Origin of the sequence: Crocosphaera watsonii WH 8501, assembly GCF_000167195.1 — a bacterium.
In the GTDB taxonomy this organism is placed as follows: Bacteria; Cyanobacteriota; Cyanobacteriia; order Cyanobacteriales; family Microcystaceae; genus Crocosphaera; species Crocosphaera watsonii.
Genome location: NZ_AADV02000117.1, coordinates 1 through 13,148, shown reverse-complemented (window position 1 = coordinate 13,148; position 13,148 = coordinate 1). Strand labels below are relative to the sequence as shown.

At 35.6% G+C, this 13,148-nt stretch carries 15 protein-coding genes, 1 tRNA gene and 1 pseudogene; 11 read left to right on the top strand and 6 right to left on the bottom strand.

Annotation, left to right across the window (positions count from 1 at the left end):
- The 3 genes from CWATDRAFT_RS24155 to bchD all read right to left on the bottom strand — a co-directional run.
- Positions 1–588 (bottom strand): IS5 family transposase (locus CWATDRAFT_RS24155; RefSeq protein ID WP_007307457.1); only part of this gene is annotated, 588 nt, incomplete at its 3' end.
- Positions 589–713: 125 nt separating this feature from the next.
- Positions 714–854 carry a polymorphic toxin type 33 domain-containing protein gene (locus CWATDRAFT_RS34530; protein ID WP_021829761.1) on the bottom strand — a complete coding sequence of 47 codons (141 nt, stop codon included), beginning with the start codon at positions 852–854 and terminating at the stop codon, positions 714–716.
- 13 nt (positions 855–867) lie between these two features.
- Complete coding sequence (gene bchD / locus CWATDRAFT_RS24150) at positions 868–2,886, bottom strand: magnesium chelatase ATPase subunit D (RefSeq protein WP_042712310.1); 2,019 nt, start codon at positions 2,884–2,886, stop codon at positions 868–870.
- 1,239 nt (positions 2,887–4,125) lie between these two features.
- Between bchD and CWATDRAFT_RS24145 the strand changes: the two genes are divergently transcribed.
- The 6 genes from CWATDRAFT_RS24145 (at position 4,126) to CWATDRAFT_RS24125 (ending at position 7,458) form a co-directional block, all read left to right on the top strand.
- Complete coding sequence (locus CWATDRAFT_RS24145; protein WP_007307458.1) at positions 4,126–5,268, top strand: hypothetical protein; 1,143 nt, start codon at positions 4,126–4,128, stop codon at positions 5,266–5,268.
- An 80-nt stretch (positions 5,269–5,348) separates the two neighbouring features.
- Positions 5,349–5,879, top strand: coding sequence for a sigma-70 family RNA polymerase sigma factor (locus tag CWATDRAFT_RS24140; protein ID WP_232287190.1), 531 nt, complete (start codon positions 5,349–5,351; stop codon positions 5,877–5,879).
- 17 nt (positions 5,880–5,896) lie between these two features.
- A complete protein-coding gene (locus CWATDRAFT_RS41170; protein ID WP_007312547.1) occupies positions 5,897–6,025 on the top strand; it encodes a hypothetical protein in 129 nt (42 codons plus the stop codon).
- 22 nt (positions 6,026–6,047) lie between these two features.
- Positions 6,048–6,323, top strand: a complete 276-nt coding sequence (locus CWATDRAFT_RS24135) for a hypothetical protein (RefSeq protein WP_007312546.1) — start codon at positions 6,048–6,050, stop codon at positions 6,321–6,323.
- Positions 6,324–6,817: 494 nt separating this feature from the next.
- Entirely contained in the window at positions 6,818–7,054 is a 237-nt protein-coding gene (locus tag CWATDRAFT_RS24130; protein ID WP_007307461.1) for a ribbon-helix-helix domain-containing protein, read from the top strand.
- Complete coding sequence (locus tag CWATDRAFT_RS24125; RefSeq protein WP_007307462.1) at positions 7,054–7,458, top strand: type II toxin-antitoxin system VapC family toxin; 405 nt, start codon at positions 7,054–7,056, stop codon at positions 7,456–7,458. The genes CWATDRAFT_RS24130 and CWATDRAFT_RS24125 overlap by 1 nt, the downstream gene beginning before the upstream one ends.
- A gap of 92 nt (positions 7,459–7,550) precedes the next feature.
- Here CWATDRAFT_RS24125 and CWATDRAFT_RS24120 read toward each other — a convergent pair whose 3' ends face one another.
- Positions 7,551–8,063, bottom strand: coding sequence for a hypothetical protein (locus CWATDRAFT_RS24120; protein ID WP_007312544.1), 513 nt, complete (start codon positions 8,061–8,063; stop codon positions 7,551–7,553).
- A 216-nt stretch (positions 8,064–8,279) separates the two neighbouring features.
- Here CWATDRAFT_RS24120 and CWATDRAFT_RS24115 point away from each other — a divergent pair, with 216 nt between their 5' ends.
- Complete coding sequence (locus CWATDRAFT_RS24115; protein WP_232287189.1) at positions 8,280–8,783, top strand: type IV pilin-like G/H family protein; 504 nt, start codon at positions 8,280–8,282, stop codon at positions 8,781–8,783.
- 1 nt (position 8,784) lies between these two features.
- On the opposite strand, the gene CWATDRAFT_RS24110 is transcribed toward CWATDRAFT_RS24115, so the two are convergent.
- On the bottom strand, positions 8,785–10,059 hold the full coding sequence (locus CWATDRAFT_RS24110; RefSeq protein ID WP_007307454.1) for a tRNA nucleotidyltransferase/poly(A) polymerase family protein: 1,275 nt from the start codon (positions 10,057–10,059) through the stop codon (positions 8,785–8,787).
- Between the two features lie 88 nt (positions 10,060–10,147).
- Between CWATDRAFT_RS24110 and CWATDRAFT_RS24105 the strand changes: the two genes are divergently transcribed.
- The 3 genes from CWATDRAFT_RS24105 (at position 10,148) to CWATDRAFT_RS24095 (ending at position 11,124) form a co-directional block, all read left to right on the top strand.
- Positions 10,148–10,396 carry a Ycf34 family protein gene (locus tag CWATDRAFT_RS24105; protein WP_007307464.1) on the top strand — a complete coding sequence of 83 codons (249 nt, stop codon included), beginning with the start codon at positions 10,148–10,150 and terminating at the stop codon, positions 10,394–10,396.
- Positions 10,397–10,539: 143 nt separating this feature from the next.
- Positions 10,540–10,613 (top strand) — tRNA-Met (locus tag CWATDRAFT_RS24100).
- A 232-nt stretch (positions 10,614–10,845) separates the two neighbouring features.
- Positions 10,846–11,124, top strand: coding sequence for a hypothetical protein (locus CWATDRAFT_RS24095; RefSeq protein ID WP_007307465.1), 279 nt, complete (start codon positions 10,846–10,848; stop codon positions 11,122–11,124).
- Between the two features lie 149 nt (positions 11,125–11,273).
- Here CWATDRAFT_RS24095 and CWATDRAFT_RS24090 read toward each other — a convergent pair whose 3' ends face one another.
- Entirely contained in the window at positions 11,274–11,945 is a 672-nt protein-coding gene (locus CWATDRAFT_RS24090) for a PEP-CTERM sorting domain-containing protein (RefSeq protein WP_007307453.1), read from the bottom strand.
- A 319-nt stretch (positions 11,946–12,264) separates the two neighbouring features.
- Here CWATDRAFT_RS24090 and CWATDRAFT_RS24085 point away from each other — a divergent pair.
- A pseudogene (locus CWATDRAFT_RS24085) lies at positions 12,265–12,880 on the top strand (IS5-like element ISCwa2 family transposase); the annotation flags it as partial.
- Positions 12,881–13,148: the final 268 nt, after the last annotated feature.

Sequence of the window (13,148 nt, the reverse complement as noted above, 5' to 3'; positions counted from 1 at the left end):
TTTATAAAGATTATCTATTATTCTTTCTGTCTCAATTCTGGCTTGATTTAATATGCCTAAATCCGTTGGGTATTTGATGTCTGCTGGCGCACAAGTCGCATCTAAAATTAGTTTACCTTTATTTTTTATTTTTTCTCCTTTTTCTTGGAGACAATCCTTTTTTTTTACTTCTTTATCACTCTTGTCTATTTCTCTTTTTACTATTTTTTTATTGATTTTGTTTATCAATTCTCCATCAATTCTTTTCCTAAAATGAACTAGCATTGAAGATTCCAGTGGTGGCTCTTGTTGATAACAATTTAAACCTATAAAGTATTGTAGATAGGGATTTTCTCTAATCTGTTCTATAGTTTCTCTATCACTTGTTCCTAATTTTTCCTTAATAATTAATGTCCCTAATGCCATTCTAAATAGTTTGGCTGGCGCACCTTTTTCTGCTGAAAAAAGTTTAGCATATTCTTCCTCAAAATCATCCCAAGGTATCAACTCTGCCATGATTACCCAACGATTATTGGGGGACAATTTGCCCTCGAAAGGTAATTCAAATTTTTCTGGGGGCGGTAAAGGTTGCTCCTCTTTTCGATACATTTGTTCTTGACCAACAACTGGGAGGTGTTTCTACCAATTATAGCGGTTTGTAGCCGACAAAGCTGATCTTTTTTGCGATCGCGAATATGGGTGTAACCTTTTAAAGAATAGGGTTTTGCTTTTATTCAGCAAACCCTATATAAGTCCTTTTTAGAAGCATTTTTCCCTCCTTTAAGATCATGAATATCCGCACCACTTTGCTTAAGTTTAGCAATCTCATAAGGAGTCAGTAATTTATCTTGTCTCCAATTGCGGTTTGATGTCATTATGAGAGTTGATTTATTTTAAATCAGCGATCGCCCCTCTCGCCATCTGTGCAATAGCTTGATCTGTTGCTCTTGGTAACTGATAATAAGTCCCTCCAGCGGTTTGCGCCATCTCCTTGCCAAACCCAGTAGAAACAAATTTTTTCTCTGTATCTATCATCAATAATTTAATCCCTAAAGCCCGAATTTTTCCAGCAATATCTAACAACTCTTGTTTAATATCTGGCTTTTCTCCTTCGGGTATGGGTTCCCCTAAAGACTTGGCTAAAGGAATATTTCCCCGTCCATCGGTTATGGCAACGATCACCACTTGACCAATATCCCCCGACATTTTGGCATTCATCCCCACATGAACCGCTTGGGTTAACCCATGGGCCAAGGGTGAACCACCCCCACAAGGCAAGGTTTCTAGGCGTTTACGGGCTAAAGAAATGGAACGGGTGGGGGGTAACAATACGTCTGCTTGTTCCCCTCTGAAGGGTATTAAGGACACTTGGTCCCTGTTTTCATAAGCTTCTGTCAATAGACGCATCACTGCACCCTTAGCGGACTGCATCCGATTCAAGGCCATTGACCCGGAAGCATCCACTACAAAGACGATTAAAGCCCCTGCTTTCCTTGCTAAACGCTTAGAACGTATATCCCCCTGTTCGACAATTACACTGCGGCCAGGATGTCTTAAACGTCGGTATTTTTGATAGGGGGCTGCTGCCCGTAAGGTGGCATCCACGGCAATACGTCTGACTTTGCCTTTGGGTAACATGGGTTTAACGTAGCGTCCGCGATCGTCGGAAAAGATTAAGTTACGACTGCCTGACTTACCTTGGTTTTGTGCCATCTGGGCAAAATACAACACACTGGGGTCTAATATGACTCCTTCTATGTCAAAAACGAACTCTTCGGGAATACCTGGGGGTTCTTGTTCCGGTTCTTCGTTATTTTCTTCTTCCTCTTCTTGTTCATCTTGATCTTGATTAGAATCATCTTGAGGTTGCTGTGGTGGGGGAGGAGGGGGAGGTTGAGGTGCATCTTCTGGAGGAGGTTGCATCATGGTGGAACGAGGTACGATCACCAGTTCTACTGCCCTTCTTAAATCCTCTGAATTGATAGTATTTCGTCCATCTAGGGCTGCTGAGGCTTTGGCGACTCGAACGGCAAACAATTCGGCACGATGCCCTTCTACACCTCCTCTGAGGGCCTCTTCGACTAAATATTGAATCTGATCTGGGGTAATGATAACTTCTTTTAACCATTCCCTAGCAAGGATAATTTGGGTTCTAATATCGTCTATTTCTTCGTCATATTGAGCAAGAAAGCTTTGGGGAGAGTTAGCATAGTCTAAAGCTTGGTTAACCGCTTGTACTCGTTGATCTAGGGCTAATATTCCATCTGCTGAAAGGGCGAGCGCAATTCTATCTAATAAATGCCGTCTTAATGGGCCTTCTTCAGGGTTATAAGTGGAGATTAGAATGGGTTTACAGGGATGTTGAAAGCTGATCCCTTCTCTTTCTATTTGGTTTCTACCGTCGGTTAATACGCTTAAGAGTTGGTTGGATATTTGGTCGTCTAAAAGGTTGATATCATCTACATATAAGACTCCTCTATGTGCTTGTGCCAATAAACCTGGTTGAAAGATCGCTTCTCCTTGTTTAACGGACTCTTCTACATCTACCGATCCTAATAACCTATCTTCTGTGACACCGATGGGAACTTGTATAAAGGGTGCCGGGACTATTTCTGTAGTGATGTCTTCGGGGCGTTGGTTTAAATATTGTTCTTGGGTGTTGTCGTCCCATTCACTGGGTTTGTCGCGATCGCAGTTAAAGGGATTTTCTTCTATTCTTTCAATAGGGGGCAAAAGAGCGTGTATTCCCCTGGCAAGCACTGATTTGGCCGTTCCTCGTCTCCCTGCAATGACCACACCGCCTAAACCTGGGTCGACTGCTGCTAATAATAAGGCGAGTTTGATGGCTTCTTGGCCAACAACGGCAGTTAAGGGGAAGTTTAACGGGGTTGCAGTAAGGGTAGGCATTTCCAGAATATTTTGAACCACTAATGCCAATGTATCATGAACCCTGTCCGTAAATATAGGAGTTCGGAGTTCGGAGTTCGGAGTTCGGAGTTAGATATGAGGTGTACCTCATGACTGTGGAAAATGCTATATACCACCGTAGGAGTTTTTAAGGTTTGAAATTTCCTCTATCTAGATTGAGGTTTAAACTATAGCGCACTTAGTTTTTGTGAGGCGATCGCTAATGTAATAGTTAACTACTTCTGGGACTGTATATAGCAATCATTTATCAGTTGTGAGAATTAATATTGAAACTGATCCCCCCTAACCCCTCTTATTAAGGGGGGAACTAAAGGGGGGATCTAGATAATCTCATGAATCATTCGGTGATTGCTATATTATGGTTCGTTAGTGAACGTTTGTATTGCTTAGCAATAGTGGGAAGCTAACCTGTTATAACCTGTTATATATGTTGGGGTTTAAACTATAGATGCTCAGGTTTTTCATGAGCGATCGCTGTTGTCACAGTTAACTACTTCTGGGACTATATCTTATGTTTCGTTGGTGAACGTTTGTATTGCTTAGCAAGAGTCACAACCTAACCTGTTATAACCTGTTATATATGTTGGGGTTTAAACTATAGCGCACTTAGTTTTTAATAGGCGATCGCTACTGTTACAGTTAACTACTTCTGGGACTGTATCTTATGGTTCGTTGGTGAACTTTTGTATTACTTGGCAAGAGTGACAAGCTAATCTGTTATCTAGACTGAGGTTTAAACTTGAGCATCGAGGGTTTTTATCAGGCGATCGCTACTGTAATAGTTAACTACTTTTGGGACTTTATCTTATGGTTCGTTAGTGAACGTTTGTATTGATTGGACAGAGTAACAAGCTAATCTGTTATCTAGATTGAAGTTTAAACTATAGATGCTCAGGTTTTTAATAGGCGATCGCTACTGTAATAGTTAACTACTTTTGGGACTTTATCTTATGGTTCGTTAGTGAACGTTTGTATTGATTGGCAAGAGTGACAAGCTAACCTGTTATCTAGATTGAAGTTTAAACTTGAGCATCGAGGGTTTTTAATAGGCGATCGCAGCATTGGAAAACTATCTATGATCAGGTTAGGGAATGATGCTGAACCCTTCAAACCTCTGTGCTTAGCTTGGTGAAAAAAATTTTTTGTGTATCTTGTCCCATTTCGGTGCAAGTTTGCCTCTTAGTAATTAGATGGACATTTTAGAAAGGAAACAAAACTATGCAGAATCAATTTAAGGCTATGGAACAATCATTATCAGATATAAACAGATCATTCAAAGCATTTGAAACACAAAGACAATTATTACACTCACAGGATATACTACCAAGCAAACCTAAATTGAAGCCTGTTTTTGAGAACTTAATAACAGCATCTGAAGAACGAAGACAAGTATTACATTCACAGGATATACTACCAAGCAAACCTAAATTGAAGCACGTTTTAGAGCAGTCAATATTAGATATAAAAAGGTCATTTAAAGCTTTAGAAAAACAAGTACAATTAGATATAAAAAGGTCATTTAAAGCTATTGAAAAATTAAGATTAGATACACAGAGATCATTTCATCCTAGAGAACGATCAATATCAATATTAGATACACAAACATCATTTAAAGCTATTAAACAGAAGACACAGTTAAATACACAAAGTAAAGTTAATATTTTCCATAGAGATAACTTCTATAAATTGCCACATAATTGGCTGTATATGGTTAGAGATACCATAAAATCATTAGAAAGTATCGAAGTCAGGTATAAGCAATTACTATTAGGAAAATTAGGGGAATTTGCAAGAATAAAAAATAGATTGTACTCTCGCAAGTTCAATCTTCAAAAACAAATTAAACGAGATAAAAATCTCAAGAATAATTATCAAATACCTATTAAAATTAAGTATATATGTTCTATTGTTAACATAATAGAACATATTGAAAAAATAATTGTCAAACTTTTACAATTTCAAGATAAAATTAATTTGATTAATTTTGAATATCAAACAGAAACAGAAAGAATAACACAAAATAAAATCTATAATAGTGTTAAGCAAATTATCAATAAACTTTTATTTCATTTATACAAAGAACAACGAAAATATAGAAGATGTTTTGCTTCAATTAAACATATTAATAGTGACGATTGCGATAAATCAAAGCATCTCATCATAACCTTAACTGTCTTGAACTCATCAAAAAGACAGAAGATTACCTTTGAATTTTTACAACTATTAACCGCAATAAATCGCCTCAAGAAAGATGACGGAGAAATTAGGAATGACATCCCACAATATTGGCCATCAAGTAAATATCGAAAAAAGCGAATATTTGAACCTAACCATAGGATCAACTGTTTACTCTTCTTATGAGGTTAGTATATCTAGAATATGCTAATCGAAGAAATTATCTTGACAGCGAGTTAAGCTTTGTATTAAAAGACTTTAACTTATTGTCTCCATCAGAACAAAAAAAGTTTTATGCTCTAATGAACCATATATCTTATTGTATGAAAAATCAGAAAGTTGATCATGTTGCAGAATTTGAGATTCTTGTTCAAGGTTATCAAAAAGCTCTGGTAACGATCATAAAAGAACCTATCTATAATCCCTATGGATGGTTGAAAACAACAGTTACTAAGAAAATAAGGGATATTGCTAGAAAATATTGGGGAAAAGAAACCATTGAATATAAAGATGAACTCGGAGAAACATTATTACACACAAAGCAAACTAATGCTTATACAATGATGCAAATGGAACAACTTATTGACCTTATATTTGAGTCATTAAGTGATCTCAACGTTCAAATTTTATACTTGCATAAAGTAGAAGGTTATACCTTAAAAGAAGTTAGCGAGGAACTAACGTCAAATAATGGATCATCTCTTTCTTATCCTGCTGTACGCAAACGCTATTCACGAATGATTAAAGACATCAAAGAAAATGATGATTTTCAATCAATCTATCAATCATTATTTTAATTACGGAGGACATGATCATGATTGCATCAACACAAATAAATTTTTGCTCTAACTATCTACTCCATAAACTGAGGAAAAACTTAGGAGACGAAAACCCAGAAGATACCAATCAATCAGAAAATAATCGATGTTATAACAATGAATAAATACATTCTCTACAAATTAATCTTGGAACGATTAGAAACAGTATCAGACTACTATCAATTAGTCAGTCGTGACAAAATCTCTGATCCAGAATATGACCACTTATTAACTATTCTGGAAACAGCCGAAAATGACCTGCTTCTCAGTGCTTTGCTAGAACAAATTGATTATTGTATGTTGTCTCAAAACGAAACAATGAACAAAACAACCCTCAGTCATTATCAAGAGCAAGGAGAAAAATTTAGAAGTAAATTAAAACAATTATCCTTGATGCCTAAAAAAAATTCTGACTTCCGTTAATTGTCCCAAAAATAGAATTAAATGCCTCTAGTTAGTAGCTGAGTTCAATAAACATTCAATGTCAAAAACTGCTACTAACAACAAGGATAAATATTCTAGTTTATTGTCCAAGACTGTAACAATTTTCAAGCAATCTATCACGCTGTTCTGTATTTTGTTCTATTTAACTCAATTCTCTAATTTTCCTTATCAGGAGAAAATGAAAACAATTTTTTATGCAGTCCAATTGTGTAGATACTCTCTAGAGTTGATCAAATATAAAGAATAACAAGACTCAACTGCCTTATAGCGTGGTTATAACTAACCTGTTATAACCTGTTATATAAATCGAAGTTCAAACTTGAGGATGGATGATTTTTGTAAGGCGATCGCAGTTGTCACAGTTAACTACTTCTGGGATTGTATTTTATAGTTCGTTGGTGAATTTTTGTACTAATTGAGGAGCCAATAAACTAACCTGTTATAATATGTTATAAATTTCGGGGATATAAAGTATGAACTTCAATGTGTATATCGAAGAAGAATTAGGGGAGAAGTTAAAGCAAGTTTGTCAAGTGACGGGAAAGAAACGGAATGCGATCGTTCGAGAAGCATTGGTGGCCTGGTTAGCCGAAAATCAATTATTAACTTGGTCGAAATTAATCGATAATTTTGAAGGAGATAAGAAAATTGTTCCTTTTGAGTCTTATCGCTCAGAATTACAACCTCCCACAGAAGAAGAATTACTGTAATGACTTATCTCTTAGATACCTGTACCGTCAGTGACTTTGCTAGAGGAGAAATCAACACACTGCGATATATCAAGTTAATGACACCCAGTGATGTGTTTATTTCTGCTATTACCCTGATGGAAATCAATTATGGAATGCTACTTAACCCAGAAAGGACGGCTAAAATTCGTCTTGTGATGGAAGATTTCTTAGATAGTATCACCATTTTGCCCTTGAGAGAGAGAGAAGCCAACGAAGCAGCAAAAATTCGCACTATATTAAAAGCACAAGGCACTCCTATTGGTGCTTATGATTTGTTAATTGCAGCCACCGCAAAAGTGCATTATCTTACCGTTGTCACCTCGAATGTCAAAGAATTTGAGCGAGTTCCAGAATTAAATGTAGTTAACTGGAGAACAAAGTAGTTAGTATTTCATAGTTCGTTGGTGAACGTTTGTATTGCTTGGCAAGAGGAATAATGTAACCTGTTATAACCTGTTATATAAATGGAGTTGTGCTAATAGTTCTCAGAAGAGTAACCCTGGAGATTTTCAGGGTTTAAGGGACGAAGTATGGAGGTTGCTTTATTCTTCAAGCTAGTTGCCCCTTGTACAATAACGATATATTTTCCTGCGTTAAGACGATTTCGATAGGGTAAAGCGTCCCCACTGCCTGCGGATAAAGCGACTCCACCACCGACAAAGACACTACCCATTGCCCCTCCAATAGCACCGGCAAACCCTCCTAAGATATGATTCCAGGGTTCTGCGGCCCAGTCAAAACTGTTGACTCCTGTAACTAAGTCAAACATATAACCGCCGGCAAAACCAAAGGGGACTAACCAGATAGCCATCAGCATGGCGCGTTTTTTAGCCTGTTGTCCAGGATCAATCAAACCGAATTCATCGGCGGTTTTGTACCCCTTGCCCAGGATACTCATTTGACTGGTGGGAATGCCAGCTTTTTCTAGGGCAGTGTAGGCTTCTTCTGCTTTAATGCGATCGCTAACAACAGCTACGAGATAATCCATATAAAAAGTCTTAACCTTTGATCTCCACTTTATAATCATAACCCAGCCGTGATAGTTATCACGGCTAAAGCGTCCTTAATTAATTTATTATTACTATTAACTGCTTTTTGTCGTCCTCATTCCCAATCACTTAGTTAAAATTCCCAAAGTTTTAAAGCGATTTACTGAAGGTATTTATCAGCAATTAAAACTCTTTAAGGTCTATAGTTTTGAAGTATGATGATGATTAAAATTTTACTTTTGAAAGTCCTGACAAACAAGCACATCAAAGGATTTACAATGATTGAATTGTTGGTGGTAATGTTGATAGTGGCAGTATTCGGTTCGATTGCATTACCAAACACGATGGCTGTTGTGGGAAAAGCAAAGGAAGCAGAAGCTAAACAGATGTTAAGTAGTCTTGGAGAAACGCAACAAGCCTATTATCTTGAAAACGCAAAGTTTGCCGATAAACTTGAAAATTTAGATATAGTTTTCTCTGGTTATTATTATAACTACGAGGAACCGGTTATAATAACAAATTCTCCTTATCCTGGTGTGAAACAGGGTGCTATTGCCGTAAATTCTCTAGAAAATAACACAAGAGAATATAAGTTAGGCGTTTACTATAATTCTAAGTCATTTCTTCTTGTTCTCTGTCAAAGTTTAAGCCCCAACCAGAATGCACAAGCCCCAAATATTTCAGATGGAGAATGTATTAACAGTACGAAAGTACAGTGAATTATATAGAATTTAGATTGACTAGATAATCTCTAGCAAACTCTAAAGCTTCTGCTTTATTCTCTATTTTTCCTTCGATTTGAGCAATGGAAACCTCGGTTAAAAGTTGACCAAGTTGGGGACTGGGTTTAATTTTAAGATAGTTAATTAGATCATGACCCGTAATTAAAGGGATAGGGTGTGCTAGTTTATCTTGAGGATCTAGATAATGAGAGATAAGTTTTAATATCAAGTCATTATTAATGTTTTTCCCTAAAGCTACTAAAGCAAAAATAGGGAAAATATTACCTAGTTCTAAAAACAAAAAATAGATTTCTCTCAAAGATATATTTTGCTTATCTTTTTCTAGAGATGGTAAATTGCTTAAAACCTTTAAAACTGCTTTAATATCTTGATTAGAATACTTTAAGTTAATTAACTCTTCTTTAGCTATTTTAGCATCATTGGAAACTAGACAAGTTAATCTTGCTCGTTGCAAGAGAGAGCTACTATAAACTGTGTCCTCTCCTCTCAGGGAAAAGAAATCGTTAAAATCTTCTTTTGTCAACCTATTTTGTAATAATTTAACACTGTGATCAACCCCTTGTAATAGTTGTAAATTATTATTATTAGTCCCAGAAAACCAAGGTTTTAATAAGCCGTCTTGTTCAATTTGAATAAACCAGTTACTTCCTCCCTCATTTCCTAATAAATAATTAAATTCGCTTTGGACTCGTTCAGCAGCAATTTGATTAATTAAAGAAGATAATTCGACAATAGTTTGCCTAGTTTGGGTTTCAATTGTAAAATTTAATTGAGCAGCTTGGCGATAAACACGTAATAATCTTAAGGGATCATCTTGGAGGTTTTTTACACTAATCATTCTCATGGTTTTTATTTGTAAATCTTTTAAACCATGAAAAGGATCAATTAATTTTTGTTTATGAAAATTATAGGCGATCGCATTAATTGTAAAATCTCGTCTGCTTAAATCTTTTTCGATGCTATCTCCTTCTTGTTGAGCAAAATCAACGGTTCCCTGTTTAAAAACTACTCTAGCAATGTTTCTTTTATCGTCTAAAACAACAAAACCTGCATGATATTTATTCGCAATCTTTTTAGCTGTTTCTATGACTAGGTTGGGTAAAGCAAAGTCTAAATCTAGATAATCTCTTTTACGGTTTAATAGTGCATCTCGAACCATCCCACCCACTAAATAAGCAGTGGGTGGAAGCAAGGCTAAGTCAAAGGGTAGAATATTTGGGGATAAATGGAAAGATGATCTCAGCGGTTTCATGTAAAGTAAAGAAACAAACTCTTAAAGATTAGTCAAGTTTTTGTATTATAAGTTAAATTGATAGGTAACACGAGCAAAGGAGAGTCATATGTGTATTTGTGTTAACTGTCATTATGTTGATAGGTGTCAAACCTATCACACAGTAGAGGAGCAACATCAGCAACCCCATTTAAGTAATAGTCCTACTTTTGAACCCAAAGAACCCACCATTAATGTTAACATCCGTACTAAGAAGGAATACATCGAAATGGAGTGGGATGTGGTAGGTTGTAAAAGTTTTGTACAAGACATGGGTAAATGGGTGAGATTACGCCCAGGAGAACCAATTCCTGCCTAAATATGGTTCTACTTAGAAGAGGTTGGAGAGGGTGGTGCTGAGAAACAAAGTCTGCTCACACTGCCCACACTCAATAAAAAACTTCTGCAAAAGGGTAGACATTTGCTGTTTACTGTTTTACACTAGGAAAGGTCTAAAAAAACGGCTCGGTAGCTCAGTTGGTTAGAGCAGGGGACTCATAAGCCCAAGGTCGGCAGTTCAAATCTGCCTCGAGCCATACAAAAGTAAAATATTCAAGTGACTAAGATTATTAAGATTTGTTGCGGTTAACTAACACTTTTGACTATCAGATGACTATCATTCAAGGTATCATTTTAAATGAAACACTGTGAATGCTCCCATGGCTACTGGTATCGGTGCTGCTGTTTTAGGTTATAAGTTGTTGAATAAGAACAGATAAATTATATTGTATATAGGGGTTGAAGTACAGTTTTAAACACGGAGAAAAAATGATAAACTTAGAAGAAATAACCATCAAAATATCACCAGAATTGGCTCAAATTTATCGCCAAGCTAGTACGGAGACTCAAGCACAAATACAGAGTAAAATAACAGCTTTATTAGAATCACAAATCATGTCCTATCATCAGGAAAAATTAAAAAAATTTAGGGAAACCATGGACAAATGTAGCGAAGAAGCCCAAGCCAACGGTTTAACTCCAGAAATTTTAAAATCCTTTTCGAGAAATTCCTATTATTACAGTTCAAGAATTTTTAACAAGTTATGAGTAAATTATAGGATAAATTTCCTACTTATATTGGCTGTCGGGAGAGTATGAGGAAAAAAGTATAACAGACTACATATTTAAAATTGTGGGTTACGGTGCGGATCAAAAATTATGATGTTTATCAAAACCAAACCCGTACCTAACTCACCCTACGATTTAGCTTTACTTAATTTACGTTTGAAAGTTGCTCCGAAAGCAACTGCACCTCCTGCACCAAGAATAGTTAAAGGTTCTGGTACTGTTGACTTAGTTAAAACTCTGAGATTATCTGCACCAGTACCAGTGATTGGATTGATTGTTAATGTACGAAGATCATTACTCAATATAAACTGATCGGCTGAAAAAATATTAAATCTATAATCATCATAACTGGTATTTGAAGCTCCCAGTAAACCATGAGTATTAACCAGTCTATTTGAATTTAAAATAATACCAACAATTTCTTTATCAAAGGTAACTGTTCCGTTAAAATCAATCCCCATATTAGGTCGACCAACTGGATCACTATGAAGAAACCAACTATCAATTAACATTCCCGATGATAATGTCCCTTGTGGAATACCATTTGAACTAGCATTAGGTCCATAAGTACCAGGAGAGACAACATCAACAGTCAAGTTTGATGTTAATAATAATCCTTCTTGTTCTTTGAATAAAAAGATTGTATTGTTACTTTCTACTTGTCCAAGGACTATGGATGGAGGTGCTGTAATTTGTTGAATATCACCACTAATAGTTAAAGCATTCGCTGAGTTACCCATTAAAGTAACAATACTCGTCAAAACGTATAATTTTAAAGATTTCTTTGTAAGCTCAAACATTATTAAACACCAATAATAAATTTAGCAACTAATTTATCTAACTCTAGATTATTTGTCAAGATTAGTAGATTATTTAAAACTAACTAGGGGTAATTATTAATTATTAATTGTTCATTATTAATTGCTGAAAGGTATCCTAAATAACAACTTCAACCGTATCAAACTTTTTGTCGGTATTAACTAGGGTTTGCTGAATAAAAGCAAAACCCTATTCTTTAAAAGGTTACACCCATATTCGCGATCGCAAAAAAGATCAGCTTTGTCGGCTACAAACCGCTATAATTGGTAGAAACACCTCCCAGTTGTTGGTCAAGAACAAATGTATCGAAAAGAGGAGCAACCTTTACCGCCCCCAGAAAAATTTGAATTACCTTTCGAGGGCAAATTGTCCCCCAATAATCGTTGGGTAATCATGGCAGAGTTGATACCTTGGGATGATTTTGAGGAAGAATATGCTAAACTTTTTTCAGCAGAAAAAGGTGCGCCAGCCAAACTATTTAGAATGGCATTAGGGACATTAATTATTAAGGAAAAATTAGGAACAAGTGATAGAGAAACTATAGAACAGATTAGAGAAAATCCCTATCTACAATACTTTATAGGTTTAAATTGTTATCAACAAGAGCCACCACTGGAATCTTCAATGCTAGTTCATTTTAGGAAAAGAATTGATGGAGAATTGATAAACAAAATCAATAAAAAAATAGTAAAAAGAGAAATAGACAAGAGTGATAAAGAAGTAAAAAAAAAGGATTGTCTCCAATAAAAAGGAGAAAAAATAAAAAACAAAGGTAAACTAATTTTAGATGCGACTTGTGCGCCAGCAGACATCAAATACCCAACGGATTTAGGCATATTAAATCAAGCCAGAATTGAGACCGAAAAGAATAATAGATAATCTTTATAAACCATTAAGAGTAAAATTGAGAAAAAAGGCCGAGAACTTTCTAGAAAATTGCTAGAAAGGGAAAACCTTTAAAGTTAGCTTAAAAAAACCAAAAAGTTTTCTTTTATTAAGAAAAAAAAAAAAAAGCTTTTCCGGGAAAAACCTTTAAAAATTTCCTTTAAAAAAAAATTTTTGGGAAAATTTTGGAGAAAACCTTTATTTCTCAGCCCGTGGGGCTCTCTCCTGGGAAAATTTTTGTATTTATAAACAACCAAAATAATTTCTCTAGAAGATCTTTTCTAAAAAGATTTTTTGAA

Excerpts from the sequence above, each read along its gene's own strand:
- CWATDRAFT_RS24125 (WP_007307462.1), top strand. The coding sequence starts at position 7,054 with ATGACTTATCTCTTAGATACCTGTACCGTCAGTGACTTTGCTAGAGGA.
- CWATDRAFT_RS24105 (WP_007307464.1), top strand. The coding sequence starts at position 10,148 with ATGTGTATTTGTGTTAACTGTCATTATGTTGATAGGTGTCAAACCTAT.
- CWATDRAFT_RS34530 (WP_021829761.1), bottom strand. The coding sequence starts at position 854 with ATGACATCAAACCGCAATTGGAGACAAGATAAATTACTGACTCCTTAT.
- CWATDRAFT_RS24130 (WP_007307461.1), top strand. The coding sequence starts at position 6,818 with ATGAACTTCAATGTGTATATCGAAGAAGAATTAGGGGAGAAGTTAAAG.
- bchD (WP_042712310.1), bottom strand. The coding sequence starts at position 2,886 with ATGCCTACCCTTACTGCAACCCCGTTAAACTTCCCCTTAACTGCCGTT.
- CWATDRAFT_RS24090 (WP_007307453.1), bottom strand. The coding sequence starts at position 11,945 with ATGTTTGAGCTTACAAAGAAATCTTTAAAATTATACGTTTTGACGAGT.
- CWATDRAFT_RS41170 (WP_007312547.1), top strand. The coding sequence starts at position 5,897 with ATGATTGCATCAACACAAATAAATTTTTGCTCTAACTATCTACTCCAT.
- CWATDRAFT_RS24145 (WP_007307458.1), top strand. The coding sequence starts at position 4,126 with ATGCAGAATCAATTTAAGGCTATGGAACAATCATTATCAGATATAAAC.
- CWATDRAFT_RS24120 (WP_007312544.1), bottom strand. The coding sequence starts at position 8,063 with ATGGATTATCTCGTAGCTGTTGTTAGCGATCGCATTAAAGCAGAAGAA.
- CWATDRAFT_RS24115 (WP_232287189.1), top strand. The coding sequence starts at position 8,280 with ATGATGATGATTAAAATTTTACTTTTGAAAGTCCTGACAAACAAGCAC.
- CWATDRAFT_RS24095 (WP_007307465.1), top strand. The coding sequence starts at position 10,846 with ATGATAAACTTAGAAGAAATAACCATCAAAATATCACCAGAATTGGCT.
- CWATDRAFT_RS24110 (WP_007307454.1), bottom strand. The coding sequence starts at position 10,059 with ATGAAACCGCTGAGATCATCTTTCCATTTATCCCCAAATATTCTACCC.